The sequence below is a fragment of the Aliivibrio thorii genome (genome assembly GCF_057368585.1).
Map to the genome: position 1 here is coordinate 406,900 of NZ_CM170654.1, position 18,605 is coordinate 425,504.

General features: G+C 40.1%; 15 protein-coding genes. 7 read left to right on the forward strand and 8 right to left on the reverse strand.

The window, feature by feature from the left end:
* Positions 1–15: 15 nt before the first annotated feature.
* Together secA and mutT are read left to right on the forward strand one after the other, a co-directional pair.
* Positions 16–2,739, forward strand: a complete 2,724-nt coding sequence (secA, locus tag AC2IP4_RS01840; protein ID WP_375321220.1) for a preprotein translocase subunit SecA — start codon at positions 16–18, stop codon at positions 2,737–2,739.
* 86 nt (positions 2,740–2,825) lie between these two features.
* Positions 2,826–3,224 (forward strand): 8-oxo-dGTP diphosphatase MutT, encoded by a 399-nt coding sequence (gene mutT / locus AC2IP4_RS01845; protein WP_375321219.1) that lies wholly within the window; start codon positions 2,826–2,828, stop codon positions 3,222–3,224.
* Between the two features lie 60 nt (positions 3,225–3,284).
* Here mutT and yacG read toward each other — a convergent pair whose 3' ends face one another.
* The 8 genes from yacG to nadC all read right to left on the reverse strand — a co-directional run bounded on the left by yacG (position 3,285) and on the right by nadC (position 10,502).
* Positions 3,285–3,506 (reverse strand): DNA gyrase inhibitor YacG, encoded by a 222-nt coding sequence (yacG, locus tag AC2IP4_RS01850; protein ID WP_375321218.1) that lies wholly within the window; start codon positions 3,504–3,506, stop codon positions 3,285–3,287.
* Positions 3,507–3,513: 7 nt separating this feature from the next.
* Positions 3,514–4,260, reverse strand: a complete 747-nt coding sequence (gene zapD, locus AC2IP4_RS01855; protein ID WP_105055492.1) for a cell division protein ZapD — start codon at positions 4,258–4,260, stop codon at positions 3,514–3,516.
* 5 nt (positions 4,261–4,265) lie between these two features.
* Positions 4,266–4,889: a dephospho-CoA kinase gene (coaE, locus tag AC2IP4_RS01860; protein WP_375321217.1), complete on the reverse strand. Its 624-nt coding sequence runs from the start codon at positions 4,887–4,889 to the stop codon at positions 4,266–4,268.
* Entirely contained in the window at positions 4,886–5,773 is an 888-nt protein-coding gene (locus tag AC2IP4_RS01865; protein ID WP_486306750.1) for a prepilin peptidase, read from the reverse strand. The genes coaE and AC2IP4_RS01865 overlap by 4 nt, the downstream gene beginning before the upstream one ends.
* A 104-nt stretch (positions 5,774–5,877) precedes the next feature.
* Positions 5,878–7,116 carry a type II secretion system F family protein gene (locus AC2IP4_RS01870; protein ID WP_375321215.1) on the reverse strand — a complete coding sequence of 413 codons (1,239 nt, stop codon included), beginning with the start codon at positions 7,114–7,116 and terminating at the stop codon, positions 5,878–5,880.
* Between the two features lie 19 nt (positions 7,117–7,135).
* Positions 7,136–8,827, reverse strand: coding sequence for a type IV-A pilus assembly ATPase PilB (pilB, locus tag AC2IP4_RS01875; RefSeq protein ID WP_486306749.1), 1,692 nt, complete (start codon positions 8,825–8,827; stop codon positions 7,136–7,138).
* A complete protein-coding gene (locus AC2IP4_RS01880) occupies positions 8,828–9,274 on the reverse strand; it encodes a pilin (protein ID WP_375321213.1) in 447 nt (148 codons plus the stop codon).
* A 340-nt stretch (positions 9,275–9,614) separates the two neighbouring features.
* On the reverse strand, positions 9,615–10,502 hold the full coding sequence (gene nadC / locus AC2IP4_RS01885; protein WP_375321212.1) for a carboxylating nicotinate-nucleotide diphosphorylase: 888 nt from the start codon (positions 10,500–10,502) through the stop codon (positions 9,615–9,617).
* A 124-nt stretch (positions 10,503–10,626) separates the two neighbouring features.
* Here nadC and ampD point away from each other — a divergent pair, with 124 nt between their 5' ends.
* The 5 genes from ampD (at position 10,627) to lpdA (ending at position 18,562) form a co-directional block, all read left to right on the forward strand.
* Positions 10,627–11,178 (forward strand): 1,6-anhydro-N-acetylmuramyl-L-alanine amidase AmpD, encoded by a 552-nt coding sequence (gene ampD / locus AC2IP4_RS01890; protein ID WP_486310736.1) that lies wholly within the window; start codon positions 10,627–10,629, stop codon positions 11,176–11,178.
* A gap of 288 nt (positions 11,179–11,466) precedes the next feature.
* A complete protein-coding gene (pdhR, locus tag AC2IP4_RS01895; protein ID WP_105055485.1) occupies positions 11,467–12,237 on the forward strand; it encodes a pyruvate dehydrogenase complex transcriptional repressor PdhR in 771 nt (256 codons plus the stop codon).
* A gap of 55 nt (positions 12,238–12,292) precedes the next feature.
* Positions 12,293–14,956, forward strand: a complete 2,664-nt coding sequence (gene aceE, locus AC2IP4_RS01900) for a pyruvate dehydrogenase (acetyl-transferring), homodimeric type (RefSeq protein WP_105055484.1) — start codon at positions 12,293–12,295, stop codon at positions 14,954–14,956.
* A gap of 27 nt (positions 14,957–14,983) precedes the next feature.
* Positions 14,984–16,861: a pyruvate dehydrogenase complex dihydrolipoyllysine-residue acetyltransferase gene (aceF, locus tag AC2IP4_RS01905; protein ID WP_375321211.1), complete on the forward strand. Its 1,878-nt coding sequence runs from the start codon at positions 14,984–14,986 to the stop codon at positions 16,859–16,861.
* Between the two features lie 270 nt (positions 16,862–17,131).
* The gene (gene lpdA / locus AC2IP4_RS01910; protein ID WP_105055482.1) at positions 17,132–18,562 is read left to right on the forward strand and encodes a dihydrolipoyl dehydrogenase; all 1,431 of its coding nucleotides are present in this window, start codon (positions 17,132–17,134) and stop codon (positions 18,560–18,562) included.
* Positions 18,563–18,605 lie beyond the last annotated feature (43 nt).

The following is an 18,605-nucleotide window of genomic DNA, read 5'->3' on the forward strand; positions in this document are numbered from 1 at the left end:
AGAAGCAACGGAATCATGTTTTCTAAAATTCTAACAAAAGTTATCGGTAGCCGTAATGATCGTACATTACGTAAGCTACGTAAAATCGTAGATCAAATTAATAAACTCGAACCACAATTCGAATCATTACAAGACGAAGAATTAAAAGCGAAAACAATCGAGTTCCGTGCACGTTTAGAGCAAGGTGAAGATTTAGATAGTTTATTGCCAGAAGCCTTTGCAACAGTTCGAGAGGCATCTAAACGCCTATATGGTATGCGTCATTTTGATGTTCAAATGATTGGTGGTATGGTTCTAAACGATAGTCAAATTGCTGAAATGCGTACAGGTGAAGGTAAAACACTAACGGCAACCTTACCGTGTTATTTAAATGCATTAACAGGTAAAGGTGTACACGTTGTAACCGTGAATGATTACCTTGCAAAACGTGATGCAGAGACAAATCGTGAATTGTTTGAATTCTTAGGTATGACCGTTGGTATCAACGTACCTAATATGCCACCTCAAGAGAAAAAACAAGCATATTTATGCGATATTTTGTATGGCACAAATAATGAATTTGGTTTTGACTACTTACGTGACAACATGGCTTTCCGTGCTGAAGACCGTGTTCAGCGTGAACGCTATTTTGCCGTGATCGATGAAGTGGATTCAATCTTAATCGATGAAGCTCGTACCCCTCTTATCATTTCTGGTCCAGCAGAAGATAGCTCAGAACTTTATACTCGAATTAATACATTGATCCCGCAGCTTGTTAAACAAGATGAAGAAGACAGTGAAGAGTATCGTGGTGAAGGTCACTACACATTAGATGAAAAAGGAAAACAAACTCACCTGACGGAAAACGGTCAAGAGTTTGTTGAGCAATTACTAAAAGATGAAGGCTTAATGGAGGCAGATGATACTTTATATTCTCCTGCGAATATCAGCTTACTTCATCATATTAATGCTGCATTACGTGCACATGTATTGTTTGAAAAAGACGTAGATTATATTGTAAAAGACGATGAAGTTATTATCGTTGATGAACATACTGGCCGTACAATGCCAGGACGTCGTTGGTCTGAAGGTTTACACCAAGCGGTTGAAGCAAAAGAAGGTGTGAAAATTCAGAATGAAAACCAAACATTAGCATCAATCACTTTCCAAAACTTCTTCCGTCTATACGACAAACTGTCAGGCATGACAGGTACTGCTGATACAGAAGCCTTTGAATTCCAATCTATTTATGGTCTTGATACGGTAGTTATTCCAACTAACCGTCCAATGACTCGTAATGATATGGGTGATTTAGTCTACATGACAGAAGCTGAAAAATTTGCAGCTATCATTGAAGATATTAAAGGGTGTTCTGAACGTGGTCAGCCAGTACTGGTTGGTACCGTTTCGATTGAGAAATCAGAGCTACTTTCAAATGCATTGAAGAAAGCAAAAATTAAGCACAATGTACTTAATGCTAAATTTCATGAAAAAGAAGCAGAGATTGTTGAAAATGCCGGTACATCGAGTGCTGTAACCATTGCTACTAACATGGCTGGCCGTGGTACGGATATCGTACTTGGCGGTAGTTGGCAGGCTGAACTTGCTAAAATAAATGAGCCAACTGAGGCTCAAATCCAAGAAGCTAAAGCTAAATGGAAAGAAGCTCACGATGCAGTACTTGCTGCCGGTGGTCTTCATATTATTGGTACTGAGCGCCATGAATCACGTCGTATCGATAACCAATTACGCGGTCGTGCTGGTCGTCAAGGTGATGCTGGTTCTTCTCGTTTCTACTTATCAATGGAAGATGCATTGATGCGTATCTTTGCTTCAGACCGTGTATCTAGCATGATGAAGAAGTTAGGTATGGAAGAAGGCGAAGCAATTGAGCACCCATGGGTAACTAAAGCCATTGAAAATGCACAGCGTAAAGTTGAAGGCCGTAACTTTGATATTCGTAAGCAACTTCTTGAGTATGATGATGTAGCCAATGACCAACGTAAAGTGGTTTATGAGTTACGTGATGAACTAATGAATGTTGATGATATTAGCGACATGATTGCACACAACCGTCAAGATGTACTTGAAGGTCTATTTGGCCAATACATTCCGCCTCAATCTCTAGAAGAGATGTGGGATGTCGAAGGGCTAACTACACGTCTACGTGCTGATTTTGATTTAGATATTCCTGTTCAAGAATGGTTAGACAGTGATGATAAACTCCACGAAGATAATTTACGTGAAAAAATCATCGAAACGGCAATTCAAGTATACAAAGATAAAGAAGAGTCTGTTGGCGAATCTGTTCTGCGTAACTTTGAAAAAGCTGTTATGTTACAAACGCTTGATGGTTTATGGAAAGAACATTTAGCAGCAATGGATCACCTTCGTCAAGGTATTCATTTACGTGGCTATGCTCAGAAGAACCCAAAACAAGAATACAAACGTGAGTCTTTTGAGTTATTTGAAGGCCTGCTTGATACCTTGAAGTTTGATGTAGTTTCGATTTTAAGTAAAGTACGAGTACAACAACAAGAAGATGTTGAGCGTATGGAAGAGAAGCGTCTTCAGCAAGCAGAAGCTGCGGCTCGCCGTCAACAATTACAACATCAAAATGCAGAAAACCAATTGGATGATGGTGAAACATCAGAAGATGGTCATACTCCTGTAGTACGTGATGAACGTAAAGTTGGACGAAATGAGTCATGTCCATGCGGTTCTGGTAAAAAATACAAGCAGTGTCACGGAAAAATCTAGTTGATATAGACTGTTTATAATTAATATAAAGCCGCTATTTTTAGCGGTTTTTTTATAACTAAAACGTATTGTAGGTAAGATTATTGATGAAACGATTACATATTGTCGCAGCGATTATTTTGAATCCTAAACTGGATAAAGTATTTATTACTAAACGTCCTGATAAAGCACATAAAGGTGGTTTTTGGGAGTTTCCTGGTGGTAAAGTCGAAGCTGAAGAAAGTGCAGAACAAGCATTAATAAGAGAGCTTAATGAAGAGGTTGGCATTAACTCAACTGAACTTCATTTATTTGAATCTTTATCTCATGATTACCCTGATAAATCGCTTTATTTTGATTTTTTTACTGTAACTCAATTTGATAATCAACCTTATGGGAAAGAAGGCCAAGAAGGCTTGTGGGTATCAATTTCCCAGCTTAAAAAGTATGAGTTTCCAGAAGCGAATGTACCTGTATTAAATAAAGTCGTAGAGCAATTTAGTTAGTAGTAATCTAATATGAATAAGTATAAAAAAGCGATCATAACGATCGCTTTTTTATTTTTATTAGTATTGTTCTTCAGACCAACCATCAGAATCTGACATGTCAGGTGCACCTGGAATTGATTTCTCTTCATCAGCCCACTCACCGAAATCAATCATTTGACATTTTTTACTGCAGAATGGGCGAAACGGGCTTTCGGTATTCCATATAACAGCAGATTGGCAAGTTGGACATTTAACTATAGTTGGTTTAGTTATTGATTGTTCGTTATTTGATTCTGACATGTTTTCCTCAGCAGACAGCAAGCATAAACTCAATGTCTTTTTCACAATTCTTATTAGTTTCGAAAGACATAAAGCGTAACGCAAAACGACTTTTATGCCCAGAGATCATTGGATAAACACCACTATCTATTGGGATCTCTAAACGTAATAGATTCGCATTTTCCATTTCGCTTTGCATAAAACCATTACGTGCTATTTGTGGTTCAAAGCGTGCAGTCTCTCTTGTTAATCGCAACCATAACGACAATGCATCAGAAAGAGAAAGTAGTTGGGACATCCAATTATGAGTATTCCTGCATCTTACTTCTAAAGGGAGATGTAGCCAATGGTGTAATGCAGGAAGATCAAAACAACAATCTCCACCAGGGATAAAAAAGCGCTGTTTTAAGGCCGATAAAAAGCGGTCTTCTTTTAAAGAATGACCAGGGCGAGTGGTTTGCATCAAATTATGATGAACTTGACTAATTTGCTCTAATACCGAAAGCAAAGCAGATTGATCAACACCTTCGATATCCATCCAAGCTCTGTATTGTAAACGAAGCTTTTCTAAATCTTTACCTAAGTCCGCTTTAACTTGAACTTGCTCTAGAATATCGAGCATATTAAAAAGGGAACTAAAGAAAACTTGGTATTCAAACGGTTGAGTTAAATCTGCAGAATGCCCAAGCTTACGAAAGAGAGATTCTATTCGTAAATAAATTCGAGTCCTTTCATTTAAAGGGTGTTCAAATTTTTGCATGCCCAATCCATTCATAGTCGTTATTGATTCTCTTCATTTATCGATTCTTGAGACAATAGCAGATATTTATTATGTAGCAGAGCTATTTCACTGTCCAAGTCATGAATATTGTGATCATTCTTAATAATGTCGTCAGCGATAGCTAATCGCTCAGCTCGTGAAGCTTGTGACATTAATATTGCCTTAGCCTGCTCTTGATTTACTTTATCACGATTCATGGTTCGATTAATTTGAGTTTGCTCTAAAACATCAACAACAAGAATGCGATTTGCTAAATATTGCAATTGGTTTTCAACTAATAAAGGGACAATAAGTAATACATAATCAGAAGTAGCTAACGAGAGCTGGCGTTGCATTTCTTTTCTAATAAGAGGATGGAGTAGATCGTTTATCCATTTTTTCTCTTCAGGGTTTGAAAAAATACGCTGCCTAAGTTCTGTTCTGTCTAAGTGACCATTATTTAATAAAATAGAATTGCCAAAATGTTCGATGATTTTAGTTAATCCAATAGTGTTTGGCTCAACAACTTCTCGAGCAATAATATCAGCATCAACAAGGTCAATATTATGATTATAGTGGAAATTATCTGCAACGGTGGTTTTTCCACTTCCAATACCGCCAGTAATAGCTACAACATAACTCATACTGGAAATCCTAATATTGAAGTAAAGTACCAATGGCTGATTTCATGTCCCCATAACAGACATATCCAACCGGCAATGGCGAGATATGGACCAAATGGAATGGCTTTATCAAAGCCATTTTTTTGAGCTCGGAGCATTGCTATACCAATAATAGCACCGACAACAGAAGAGAGTAGAACAAGTAAAGGTAATTGTTGCCAGCCAAGCCAAGCCCCAAGAGCGGCTAATAATTTGAAGTCACCATACCCCATGCCTTCTTTACCTGTTATAAGTTTAAAGCCCCAGTAGATGGACCATAAGATAAGATAGCCTGCCATTGCCCCCATAACAGAATCAATTAAAGAGACTGAGCTCCAACCAACTAAAGCGAGATATATTCCTGTCCATAATAGTGGCAAGGTTATTTGATCGGGCAGTAACATTGTATCTATATCAATAAAGGTGAGAGCAATGAGTACGAGGGTAAATAGAACGGCAGCAATTGCAAAATAAGAGAAGGGCAAGAAATAAGATACGGCGAAACACATAGCACCAGATAACAGTTCAATTGCAGGATATCTAAAACTAATTGGATTACTGCATTGACGACATTTTCCTTTTAGTAATAACCAGCTAATTACAGGAATATTATCGTAGAATTTAATTTGTGTATTACATTTTGGGCAGCGAGAGCGAGGGACACTTAAATTGAATGTTTCTTCTTGTTCAGATGTGTTTTTTTGAGGCTGTAAGTCAGGAAAACAATCGATGCACTCTTTTTTCCATTCTTTTTCCATCATTATCGGTAAGCGATAAATAACAACATTGAGAAAGCTACCCACAAGTAAACCAAAGAGAGTTGCAAAGAGTGGAAAAAGCCAAGGGTAGTAATCAAAAACAGCCATGTAAATGCATCCGATATCATTATAATTTAATGCATTTATTTTATCAGAGTTCATCTAAAGGAAGTAGGTAAGAGCAGGTATTTCCTGACGAAATAGAGTTAAGCTTATCCAATAACATTCATTAAATTGAAAATAGGGAGGTACATAGAGACAACAAGACCACTAATCATGACTCCTAAAAATAGAATAATAAAGGGCTCAAGGATCTTCCCTAAATTATCGACGGTATTATCAACTTCGTCTTCATACACGAACGCAATTTTATTGAGCATGTCATCCAATTGACCTGATTCTTCACCAATCATGACCATTTGCAATACCATCTCAGGAAAGGCTTGAGTGTGTCGCATTGCTAAATAAAGAGGCATCCCTGCAGCAGTGTTTTGTTGTACGGATAAGATAGCTTCTTGGTAGTAAAGATTGCCTGCAGTTTTACTAGTGGTTTGTAAGCTATGTAAAATAGGTAACCCCGAGCTAAAACTGGTGGCGAGAGTTCGACTAAATTTTGCAATGGCTGCTTTGGAGAGTACCGCTCCAATAATTGGCAGTTGCAAACTGCGTCGGTTGAGCATAAATCGAAAATAATAAGATTTCTTTTTTAATAAATGCAGCGATAGGGAAGCAAGCCCCAACATGAATAAAATCCAGAATCCATAATTTTGTAAAAAATGGGAAGCATTGACGACTTGCTGGGTAAACCAAGGAAGATCGGCCCCAAACCCTTTAAAAATCGATTCAAATTCAGGGATAACAAACATAAGCATTAAAACGGTAACCGCAATCGCGATTAAAAAAACCATTGTAGGGTAGATCATCGCTTTGACGACTTTTGCTCGTAATGCCTCACTTTTTTCTCTGTATTCAGCTAAACGAGCAAATGCGTGCGATAAACTGCCTGTTTCTTCACCTGTCGCCACTAAATCAATATAAAAAGAATCAAAGAGTGAGCAACTGGTAGAGAGTGCTTTTGAAAGTTGGGTTCCAGCCTCTATTGATAAACAGACCTGACCAAGTATGGATTTCATTTCTGCTTTAATATTATTTTCTGCGATGAGCTGTAATGATTGCACTATGGGCACACCAGCACCAAGCATTGTGGCTAATTGACGAGTGAAAAGAGTGATGTCTTTTCGTTTAACGGCGTGTTTCATTTTTTCAAAACTAGAAATGCTGCGCTTTTTAATTTTCTTTATTTGAATGCTTTGCTCGTTGAGCTTTGCTCTAACTTCTACTTCGGTAAGTGCAAGGATTTTCCCTGATACTTTTTTACCAGTGCTATTAATGCCACGCCATTGGAAGTTATGCAGGGTAAGCGTTTTTATTTTGTTTTTTGGTTTTAGCATAGGAGTACTTACTTAAGAATTAAAAATAAAGAACACGAGTGAGTTCTTGTAAGCTCGTTGTGCCATCTTCAAGTCGTTTAATGCCGGATGTAGCTAGGTTGTCCATACCTTGTTTGATGGCGAGTTGTTCAATTTGTCTTACTGTCGCTCCTTTAAGGATGGCGATTGATAATTCACGCGTAAAGGGCATAACTTCGTAAATACCGATACGGCCAGAGTAACCATGAGTACATTCATTACAGCCCTCAGGTCGAGCTTTAAAAATAGTACTTAATAAATCGATACTATATTCTTCTCGTGTTTCTGAACTCAGAGGGTCAACTTCTTTACAGTGAGGGCAAAGTCTCCTCGCTAAGCGTTGGGCGATAATTAAACTAAGGGAAGAAGCAAGGTTGAAGTTTTCTATCCCCATATTACCTAAGCGAACTACGGTTTCTGCTGCTGAATTGGTATGGAGTGTCGAAAGTACTAAGTGCCCTGTTTGCGCCGCTTTTACTGCGATTTCTGCCGTTTCGAGATCTCGAATTTCACCGACCATAACGATGTCTGGATCTTGTCGTAAAAAAGAACGTAAGGCATGAGCAAAAGTAAAACCAATTTTAGGGGCAACTTGTACTTGGTTTACCCCATTAAGATTTATTTCTACAGGATCTTCAGCGGTGGATATGTTTTTTTCTGTGGTATTTAAAATGTTCAAACCAGAATAGAGAGAGACGGTTTTACCACTGCCTGTTGGGCCAGTCATTAATATCATCCCTTGAGGGCGTTTTAATGCGTTAAGATAAAGCTCTTTTTGTTTGTCGCTGTAGCCTAATTTATCAATATCTAAACTTGGGGCACTGCTGTCTAATAAACGTAAAACGATTTTTTCTCCCCATAAGGTGGGAAGGGAAGAAACTCGCATATCTATCGATATATCACTGTTCAGTTTTAATTTAATTCGCCCATCTTGTGGTAAGCGACGCTCTGCGATATCAAGTTTAGCCATTATCTTTAAGCGAGCGGAAAGGCGACGACTTAAATGTGAAGAAGGTGAACTGTTCTCTACTAAGATCCCATCACAACGAAAGCGAACTCGATAAGTGTCCTCATAAGGCTCAAAATGAATATCAGAAACGCCTTTTCGGACGGCCTCCAATAGAATCTGGTTAATAAAGCGAGTAACTGGCGCATCATCTTGACTGAGATCTTCGGTAGACGTCATTTCATCAAGAGAGACATCAACCAATGAAGCGAGTTCATCTTGGGTGATGTCTTTACGATGTGATGAATCGGAAGTTGAAATTGAACGTCCATACAGACGACGAACAGCCGCTTCAAGCTGACCTTGGTCGGCTAAAACGAGAGTGATTTGTTTTCCTGTGGTAAAGCGAAAATCATCTTCAACTTGAGCAATACTTGGATCGCTTACCGCCAGTTGAATATTGCAACCATCGTTAGAAATAGGCAGCGCTTGATATTTAGTGATGAGATCACGTAAGCCCAACTTTTGACAACAATCAGCATAGTCATATTGGGTGATATTAATAACATCTAACCCAAAGATGTGAGCAAGATGGCTGATAAGTTCATCAGGGGTAAATATCCCTTGAGCTAAAAGAGCAGAAGGCACAGTGTACGTTTCTGCTTGAACTGACTCTATGATGCTGCTTTCTTGCGTCGCACTGATTAACTCAGCTTGACGCAAGATAGAGGCGAGGTTGGTGTGCATTTATTTACAGTGTTTTGGAAGTAGATCATCTGTTACTGGAGTTCCAGCAGGAGCATCACACTTCCAAGAACCATCTCCACCAGTTCTTGCTAGTTGAAATTTTTTATTTGTTAATAGAGTACTCACACCAGCAGAGGCAAAGGTATAAGTGATTGTACCTGAACCCGCAGAACTTGAAGCTGAAAATGCAATTGCACCACCAGGGATAGATGCAGGGACACCTAAATCACTCTCTGTACCACTAGCAGGAAAAGCTCCATTTTCTACTGAGTAAGCTTCTACATTAGTTTTAATCCCAGTTAAAGTAGCTAATGCAGAAGCTACCTCTGCTTTCGCCACATATTTTTGATATTGAGGCATCGCTATAGCCGACAGCACCCCAATCACCGCAACTACAATCATTAACTCAATTAAGGTAAAGCCTTTCTGTCCTTGATGTTGTTTCATTTTTCTCTCCAAGATGAATCAGGTTGATTCATGTTTTATTTGATGTGCAAAATAATAAATCGAATAAAAAGAGCGTGCAGAGAGAAAAGGATAAGGTTCGAGTGAGACACCACTTTATTATGTTGACAATGAAATTTGCAAAATCAAATACGATAAACTTCAAGTTATGACATTTTTTAGTTTATGTTCGATCGCAATTCTTAATTGAGAAACAAAGAGTTAATTAACTATATTGAAGTTGTGTAGTGCGGGGTTAGTCAAAGTTATTTATGGGGGATTATGTACAAAGAAATAAAAAAGGCTAACGTAATGTCAGCCTTTTTAATCAGTTAGATAGCGGTTACTTAAAACGCATTGATAAATCCATTGCGTTTAGATGCTTAGTTAATGCGCCGACAGAGATGTAATCAACTCCCGTTTCAGCGAATTCTGCAATCGTATCTAAAGTGACATTGCCTGAGTTTTCTAGTGCAGCGCGACTCGCATTTAATTTAACGGCTTCACGCATCATGTCGGTAGTGAAGTTATCCAACATAATAATGTCAGCACCTGCATCAATCGCTTGTTGCAGTTCTTCTAGGCTTTCTGTCTCTACTTCAACAGGCTTTCCTGGATTTAGCTCTTTAGCTGTAGAAATCGCTTTTTCAATACCGCCACAGGCAATAATGTGATTTTCTTTAATTAGATAAGCATCAAACACACCAATACGGTGATTGAAACCACCGCCACAAGCTACGGCATATTTTAATGCACTGCGTAAACCCGGAATGGTTTTGCGAGTATCAAGTAGACGACATTTGGTGTGTGCAATTTTTTCAGCGTAAATTGCTGTGGTGGTAGAACAACCAGAGAGTGTTTGAATGAAGTTCATCGCATTGCGCTCACCGGTTAATAGTGCACGTGATGGGCCTGTTAAGGTACAAAGTGTTTGGTTTGGTTCGACTTTATCTCCATCTTCTACGTGCCATTCGATAGAAACAGTACCTCCGAGTTGTTTAAAGACTTCATCGGCCCACATTTTTCCACAAAACACACCATGTTCACGCGTGATGATCGTTGCAACAGATTGTGTTTCTTCTGCGATTAAGCTTGCGGTAATGTCCGTACTTATATCGAGAGTTCCACCTAAATCCTCACGTAGTGTATCTGAAACGGCACGAGTAATTTCGGTTGGAAGCTGTTGTTTTAAATATTCAAGACGAGAGGCGCTGTCATGGGTTTTGATCATGGTGAGGTCCATTGAATTATTTGAAATAGAATTATGGTAACAATAATACTCGCGCTAGAGCAGAATTTCATCATAAGATACATACAAGTTGCACAAGATACTTTAATTGAGATAGGAATAAATGATGAAATTCACTTTATCAACAGATCATTGGCTTAATGAAGCAAAGCATGTGGTATCGCCATTTTATGATGCTCGTCCTGATGATAAAGATATTTCCTTACTTGTGGTGCATAACATCAGTTTACCGCCGGGGCAATTTGGTGGTCCTTATATTGAACAGCTATTTACGGGCACGCTAAATCCAGACGATCATCCATTCTTTAAGGTGATCCATCAATTTAGAGTATCGGCGCATTGTTTGATCAGGCGTGATGGCTGCGTTGTGCAATTTGTTCCTTTTAATGCAAGGGCTTGGCATGCAGGAACCTCCTTCTTTGCAGGACGAGAGCGGTGTAATGATTACAGTATTGGTATTGAGTTGGAAGGGACTGATTTTACTGCCTATACTCAAGAGCAATATGACAGTCTGGCCGTTGTAACAAACGTGCTACAAGACGCTTACCCATTGATTGTTGATAAGCGCATTACTGGTCACCAGTACATAGCCCCATTAAGAAAAACAGATCCGGGGTTATCATTTCATTGGGAAAAGTACCATAAGTTAAGGAAATAGAAGAGGTTAGCCCTTAAATTTATGGGCTCTAATTTCTTGATTTTGGCACATGAATCTCTATTTATAAATCAAACTAGTCAGACCAATTGTGTTTATTGTGTGGTTATATTGTTAATTAACAATGTAAACCAACTCCGTTCCATGATTCAAATCAACTTTTATCTAGACAAATTCCCTTTTTTTATGATAACTTGCACCTCAAATAAAATTGGTATTACCAATTATTTAAAGTGACGAATGACTCACGGTAATGTGGGAAGTAATCAACTTAAATTAGGTTGAGCTACGATGACATATCAAAGGATACGTCAGCCAAAGCTGTCCGATGTAATCGAGCAAGAGCTTGAACGGCTGATTTTAGAAGGAACCCTTTCTCCTGGGCAAAAATTACCAGCTGAAAGAGAGTTAGCAAAACAGTTTGATGTTTCTCGCCCTTCGGTACGGGAAGCAATACAACGTTTAGAAGCAAAGCATTTATTAACGCGCCGTCAAGGTGGTGGAACGTTTGTTAATAAAGGGCTGTGGCAAAGTTTCTCAGAGCCATTGTTAGATTTACTAGCAACGCATCCTGAAACACAGTTTGATTTATTGGAATCGCGTCATGCGTTAGAAGGTATTTCTGCTTATTACGCGGCTTTACGTGGTAATGAAGAAGATTTTAAACGGATTAAAGAGTCACATAAATTAATCCAACAAGCACAACAAGATGGTGATTTAAAAGCGGAAGCGTCTGCGGTTATGCATTGTCTTATTACGGTCACAGAATCGGCGCACAATGTGGTATTACTTCACATGGTTCGCAGTTTAGAGCCCTTGCTTGAGCAAAACGTATTACAAAATTTTACCTTATTAAATCGTCGTGAAGCGGTGGTAAAAAAGGTAAGAGAGCATAGAGCTGAGATTGTAGAGGCGATAGTGTCAGGAAAGCCTGAAGAGGCGCGTTTGGCATCACACTCACATCTTGCCTATATTGAAGAAACATTGTTGGAATTGACAAAAGAAGAGAGCCGCCGAGAGTGCTCGCTTCGTCGAATTCAACAAAGTAATGATATGGATTAATTCGATTCATTTCATTGTCACCCTATTTGAACCAACAAATAAAAGGATAGCTCGCATGTCTGACATGAAGCATGACGTTGATGCACTAGAAACTCAAGATTGGTTAGAAGCTCTTGAGTCAGTTGTACGTGAAGAGGGTGTTGAACGCGCCCAGTATCTATTAGAGCAAGTTCTTGATAAAGCTCGTTTAGATGGTGTTGATATGGCTACAGGTATCAATACTAACTACATCAATACCATCCCAGCAACGCAAGAACCTGCGTACCCTGGTGATGTTACTCTTGAGCGTCGTATCCGTTCAATTATTCGTTGGAACGCAATCATGATCGTTCTACGTGCTTCGAAGAAAGATTTGGATCTAGGTGGCCATATGGCTTCTTACCAATCTGCAGCTGCATTCTACGAAGTATGTTTCAACCATTTCTTCCGTGCTCCAAATGAGACGGACGGTGGTGATTTAGTTTATTACCAAGGTCATATATCTCCTGGTATCTACTCTCGTGCTTTCGTTGAAGGTCGTTTAACTGAAGAGCAACTAGATAACTTCCGTCAAGAAGTTGATGGTAAAGGTATTCCTTCTTACCCACACCCTAAACTGATGCCTGAATTCTGGCAGTTCCCTACAGTGTCTATGGGTCTTGGTCCTATTTCTGCTATCTATCAAGCGCGCTTCCTTAAGTACCTTGAAGGCCGTGGCATGAAAGAGACTGGCGCTCAGCGTGTATACGCTTTCCTAGGTGATGGTGAGATGGATGAGCCAGAATCACGCGGTGCGATCTCTTTCGCTGCTCGTGAAAAACTGGATAACCTATGTTTCCTAATTAACTGTAACCTACAGCGTCTAGATGGCCCTGTTATGGGTAACGGTAGCATCATTCAAGAACTAGAAGGCCTATTTAAAGGTGCTGGTTGGAATGTTGTTAAAGTTATTTGGGGTAGCAACTGGGATTCACTACTTGCTAAAGACACGACTGGTAAACTTCTTCAATTAATGAACGAAACTATTGACGGTGATTACCAAACATTCAAATCTAAAGATGGCGCTTACGTACGTGAGAACTTCTTTGGTAAATACCCTGAAACTGCAGCGCTTGTTGCTGATATGACTGATGACGAGATCTTCGCTCTTAAGCGTGGTGGTCATGATTCATCTAAACTGTTTGCTGCATTCAATAATGCAAAAGAAACAGGCGGTAAGCCAACAGTGATCCTAGCTAAAACTGTTAAAGGTTACGGCATGGGTGATGCAGCTGAAGGCAAGAATATTGCACACGGTGTTAAGAAAATGGACATGACTCATGTTCAACACCTACGTGATCGTTTAGGTCTAGAAGACATTCTTTCTGATGAAAAAATCAAAGAACTTCCTTATCTTAAACTAGAAGAGGGTTCTGCTGAGTACAACTACTTACACGCTCGTCGTGATGCGCTACACGGTTACACACCTAAGCGTCTGCCTAAGTTTACTCAAGAATTTAAAGTGCCTGAGCTTGATGCATTTGCCCCTCTATTAGGTGAGCAGAAGCGTGATATCTCAACAACGATGGCTTACGTACGTACACTAAATATCTTACTTAAAGATAAGAACATTGGTAAGAACATCGTTCCTATCATTTGTGATGAAGCACGTACATTCGGTATGGAAGGTCTATTCCGTCAGGTTGGTATCTACAACCCACACGGTCAAGATTACACTCCTGAAGATAAAGGCATTGTTTCTTACTACAAAGAAGCAACTTCTGGTCAAGTTCTTCAAGAAGGTATCAATGAACTAGGTTCAATGGCATCTTGGGTTGCTGCTGCAACATCATACAGCACAAACAACCTACCAATGATCCCATTCTACATCTACTACTCAATGTTCGGTTTCCAACGTATTGGTGACATGGCATGGTTAGCGGGTGACCAACAAGCACGTGGTTTCCTATTAGGTGCTACTGCAGGTCGTACAACGCTTAACGGTGAAGGTCTACAACACGAAGATGGCCACTCACACATCATGGCAAACACAGTTCCTAACTGTATTTCTTATGACCCAACGTTTGCTTACGAGCTAGCGGTAATCATGCAAGACGGTATTCGTCGCATGTACGGTGAGAACCAAGAAAACGTTTACTACTACCTAACAGTTATGAACGAAAACTACGCAATGCCAGCAATGCCAGAAGGCGCTGAAGAAGGCATCCGTAAAGGTATCTACAAGCTTGAGTCTCATGCTGGTTCTAAAGCTAAAGTTCAGTTAATGAGCTCTGGTACTATCATGAATGAAGTACGTAAAGCTGCACAGATCCTAAGTGAAGATTACGGCGTAGCGTCGGACATATTCTCTGTTACTTCTTTCAACGAGCTAACTCGTGATGGTCAAGATGCAGAGCGTTACAACATGCTACACCCAGAAGCAGAAGCTAAAGTACCGTACATCACAACTGTTCTTGGTAACGAACCAGCAATCGCTGCGACAGATTACATGAAGAACTACGCTGAGCAAGTACGTGCATTTATGCCAACTGAATCATACAAAGTACTTGGTACTGATGGCTTTGGTCGTTCAGACAGCCGTGAGAACCTACGTCGTCACTTCGAAGTTAACGCAGGCTACGTAGTTGTTGCTGCTCTAACTGAACTTGTGAAACGTGGTGATATTGAGAAATCAGTTGTTGCAGAAGCTATTGCTAAATTCAATATCGACACAGAAAAAACTAACCCGCAATACGCATAAGACTTCCATTAATTAAGGAAACAAACAATGACAATCGAAATTAATGTACCTGACATCGGTGCAGATGAGGTTGAAGTAACTGAGATTCTAGTTAAGGTCGGTGACCGAGTTGAAGAAGAGCAGTCACTGATCACTGTTGAAGGCGATAAAGCTTCAATGGAAGTTCCTGCGTCTCAAGCGGGTATCGTTAAAGAAATTAAAATTTCTGAAGGCGATTCAGTAACAACTGGTTCTCTAATCATGATCTTTGAAGCTGAGGGTGCTGCTGCACCTGCAGCTCCAGTAGTTGAAGCGGCTCCAGTAGCTGCTCCTGCTGCGGCATCTGTTGCTGAGCTTAAAGAAGTTCATGTTCCAGATATCGGCGGTGATGAAGTTGAAGTCACTGAAATCATGGTTTCTGTTGGCGATACAGTAGAAGAAGAGCAATCTCTTTTAACTGTTGAAGGCGACAAAGCTTCAATGGAAGTTCCTGCACCATTCGCTGGTACAGTTAAAGAAATCAAAATCGCTTCTGGTGATTCAGTGTCAACTGGCTCTTTAGTTATGATCTTTGAAGTTGCAGGTTCTGCTCCAGTAGCTGCTCCTCAAGCGGCAGCAGCACCAGTTGCAGCGGCTCCAGCAGTATCTGCTGAGAAAGAAGTAAATGTTCCAGATATCGGCGGTGATGAAGTTGAAGTAACTGAAATCATGGTTGCTGTTGGCGATACAGTAGAAGAAGAGCAATCTCTAATTACTGTTGAAGGCGACAAAGCATCAATGGAAGTTCCTGCTCCTTTTGCTGGTACTATCAAAGAGATTAAGATTGCAGCTGGCGATAAAGTATCAACTGGCTCTCTAATCATGACATTTGTTGTTGAAGGCGCAGCACCAGTTGTAGCACAAGCGACAGCAGCACCAGTTGCACAAGCAGCTCCTGCACCAGTTGCAGCGGCTTCTGCTCCAGCAGCTACGGGTGAATTTGAAGCAAACAACGAATACGCACACGCGTCTCCAGTTGTTCGCCGTCTTGCTCGTGAGTTTGGTGTAAACCTTGCTAAAGTTAAAGGTACTGGCCGTAAAGACCGTATCCTAAAAGAAGACGTTCAAAGCTTTGTGAAAGATGCGCTTAAGCGTCTTGAATCTGGTGCTGCTGCATCAGGTAAAGGCGGTGACGGTTCTGCTCTTGGTTTACTTCCGTGGCCAAAAATTGATTTCAGTAAGTTTGGTGAAACAGAAGTTAAGAAACTTTCTAAGATTAAGAAAATTTCTGGCGCTAACCTGCACCGTAACTGGGTAATGATCCCGCACGTTACACAGTGGGATAATGCTGATATCACAGAGCTAGAAGCATTCCGTAAAGAACAGAATGCAATCGAAGCGAAGAATGATACAGGTATGAAGATCACGCCACTTGTGTTCATCATGAAAGCGGTTGCGAAAGCACTTGAAGCATTCCCATCGTTTAACTCTTCATTATCTGATGATGGCGAAAGTATCATCCTTAAGAAGTACGTAAACGTAGGTATCGCAGTTGATACGCCAAACGGTCTTGTTGTTCCTGTATTTAAAGACGTGAACAAAAAAGGCATTTACGAGCTATCTGAAGAGCTAATGGCTATTTCTAAGAAAGCACGTGCTGGTAAATTAATGGCTTCTGATATGCAAGGCGGTTGTTTCACAATCTCAAGCCTTGGCGGTATCGGTGGTACAGCATTTACACCAATCGTAAATGCTCCAGAAGTAGGTATCTTAGGTGTATCTAAATCTGAAATTAAACCAGTTTGGAATGGCAAAGAGTTCGCTCCACGCCTACAGCTTCCTCTGTCTCTATCTTACGATCACCGTGTGATTGATGGTGCAGAAGGCGCTCGTTTTATTACTTTCTTAAACAGTGCATTATCAGACATTCGTCGCTTGGTACTGTAATTAGCGGTAATTGAAATAAACAATAAGGTGGCAAATAAGCCGCCTTATTGCTTCATAAATTGAAGGTTAACTTCAGTTTTTAGAATTAAATACAATTTGCGTTTTTTAACACTTTTTATAGGAAGTGTATTAACGTGAATTGTTGTCTAGCTCACAGGCTAACCCCATCTTGCTTTCACACTGTTAACATATATGTAAAATAAAGTCAGTCTGAAAACAATACTAGAACATCGGTCAGCCTGTTAGGGAAATGACTATAACGAGGTCAAAATGAGCAAAGAAATTAAAGCCCAAGTTGTGGTACTTGGTGCCGGTCCTGCTGGTTACTCTGCAGCATTCCGTTGTGCAGATTTAGGTTTAGAAACAGTTATCGTTGAACGTTACAACACGCTTGGTGGTGTATGTTTAAACGTTGGTTGTATCCCATCAAAAGCATTACTTCACGTAGCTAAAGTTATTGAAGAAGCAAAAGCGATGGCAGATCACGGCATCGTATTTGGTGAGCCTCAAACGGACATCGATAAGATCCGTTTATGGAAAGAAAAAGTAGTTACTCAACTGACTGGCGGTCTTGGCGGTATGGCTAAGATGCGTAAAGTAACAGTAGTAAATGGCCTTGGTAAATTTACTGGCGCAAACACTATTGAAGTAACTGGTGAAGATGGCAACACAACAATCAACTTTGATAATGCGATTGTTGCTGCGGGTTCTCGTCCAATTAAGCTGCCGTTCATTCCTCATGAAGACCCACGTATTTGGGATTCAACGGATGCGCTTGAGCTTAAAGAAGTTCCTAAGAAGCTGCTTATCATGGGTGGTGGCATCATCGGCCTAGAAATGGGTACGGTTTATCATGCGCTGGGTTCTCAAGTTGACGTTGTTGAGATGTTTGACCAAGTAATTCCTGCGGCAGATAAAGATATCGTTAAAGTTTACACTAAGCGTGTGAGCAAGAAGTTCAACTTAATGCTTGAAACGAAAGTGACAGCAGTTGAAGCAAAAGAAGATGGTATCTACGTTTCAATGGAAGGCAAAAAAGCACCAGCAGAAGCTGAGCGTTATGATGCTGTTCTTGTTGCTATCGGTCGTGTTCCAAACGGTAGCTTATTAGATGCTGAGAAAGCGGGTGTTGCTGTTGATGAACGTGGTTTCATTAATGTTGATAAGCAAATGCGTACTAACGTACCTCATATCCACGCTATTGGTGATATCGTAGGTCAACCTATGCTTGCTCACAAAGGTGTGCATGAAGGTCACGTTGCTGCTGAAGTTATCTCTGGTAAGAAGCACTACTTCGATCCTAAAGTGATTCCTTCAATTGCTTACACTGAGCCAGAAGTCGCTTGGGTTGGTAAAACAGAGAAAGAAGCAAAAGCCGAAGGCATTAACTACGAAGCTGCAAGCTTCCCTTGGGCTGCATCAGGCCGTGCAATCGCTTCAGATTGTGCTGATGGTCTAACTAAGCTTCTTTTTGATAAAGACACTAACCGCGTTATCGGTGGTGCAATTGTTGGTACTAACGCTGGTGAACTTCTTGGCGAAATCGGTCTTGCAATTGAAATGGGTTGTGATGCAGAAGATATCGCATTAACTATCCATGCTCACCCAACATTGCATGAATCAATTGGTATGGCTGCTGAAATTTATGAAGGTTCTATTACTGACCTTCCAAATGCAAAAGCAGTGAAGAGAAAGAAATAATTTCTCCTAATAACCATTAGAGTTTAAATATAAAAAAACCGCT

What these genes read in the sequence shown, in the direction of transcription:
- secA (WP_375321220.1), top strand. Translation starts at nt 16, where the DNA reads ATGTTTTCTAAAATTCTAACAAAAGTTATCGGTAGCCGTAATGATCGT.
- mutT (WP_375321219.1), top strand. Translation starts at nt 2,826, where the DNA reads ATGAAACGATTACATATTGTCGCAGCGATTATTTTGAATCCTAAACTG.
- yacG (WP_375321218.1), bottom strand. Translation starts at nt 3,506, where the DNA reads ATGTCAGAATCAAATAACGAACAATCAATAACTAAACCAACTATAGTT.
- zapD (WP_105055492.1), bottom strand. Translation starts at nt 4,260, where the DNA reads ATGAATGGATTGGGCATGCAAAAATTTGAACACCCTTTAAATGAAAGG.
- coaE (WP_375321217.1), bottom strand. Translation starts at nt 4,889, where the DNA reads ATGAGTTATGTTGTAGCTATTACTGGCGGTATTGGAAGTGGAAAAACC.
- AC2IP4_RS01865 (WP_486306750.1), bottom strand. Translation starts at nt 5,773, where the DNA reads ATGGCTGTTTTTGATTACTACCCTTGGCTTTTTCCACTCTTTGCAACT.
- AC2IP4_RS01870 (WP_375321215.1), bottom strand. Translation starts at nt 7,116, where the DNA reads ATGCTAAAACCAAAAAACAAAATAAAAACGCTTACCCTGCATAACTTC.
- pilB (WP_486306749.1), bottom strand. Translation starts at nt 8,827, where the DNA reads ATGCACACCAACCTCGCCTCTATCTTGCGTCAAGCTGAGTTAATCAGT.
- AC2IP4_RS01880 (WP_375321213.1), bottom strand. Translation starts at nt 9,274, where the DNA reads ATGAAACAACATCAAGGACAGAAAGGCTTTACCTTAATTGAGTTAATG.
- nadC (WP_375321212.1), bottom strand. Translation starts at nt 10,502, where the DNA reads ATGATCAAAACCCATGACAGCGCCTCTCGTCTTGAATATTTAAAACAA.
- ampD (WP_486310736.1), top strand. Translation starts at nt 10,627, where the DNA reads ATGAAATTCACTTTATCAACAGATCATTGGCTTAATGAAGCAAAGCAT.
- pdhR (WP_105055485.1), top strand. Translation starts at nt 11,467, where the DNA reads ATGACATATCAAAGGATACGTCAGCCAAAGCTGTCCGATGTAATCGAG.
- aceE (WP_105055484.1), top strand. Translation starts at nt 12,293, where the DNA reads ATGTCTGACATGAAGCATGACGTTGATGCACTAGAAACTCAAGATTGG.
- aceF (WP_375321211.1), top strand. Translation starts at nt 14,984, where the DNA reads ATGACAATCGAAATTAATGTACCTGACATCGGTGCAGATGAGGTTGAA.
- lpdA (WP_105055482.1), top strand. Translation starts at nt 17,132, where the DNA reads ATGAGCAAAGAAATTAAAGCCCAAGTTGTGGTACTTGGTGCCGGTCCT.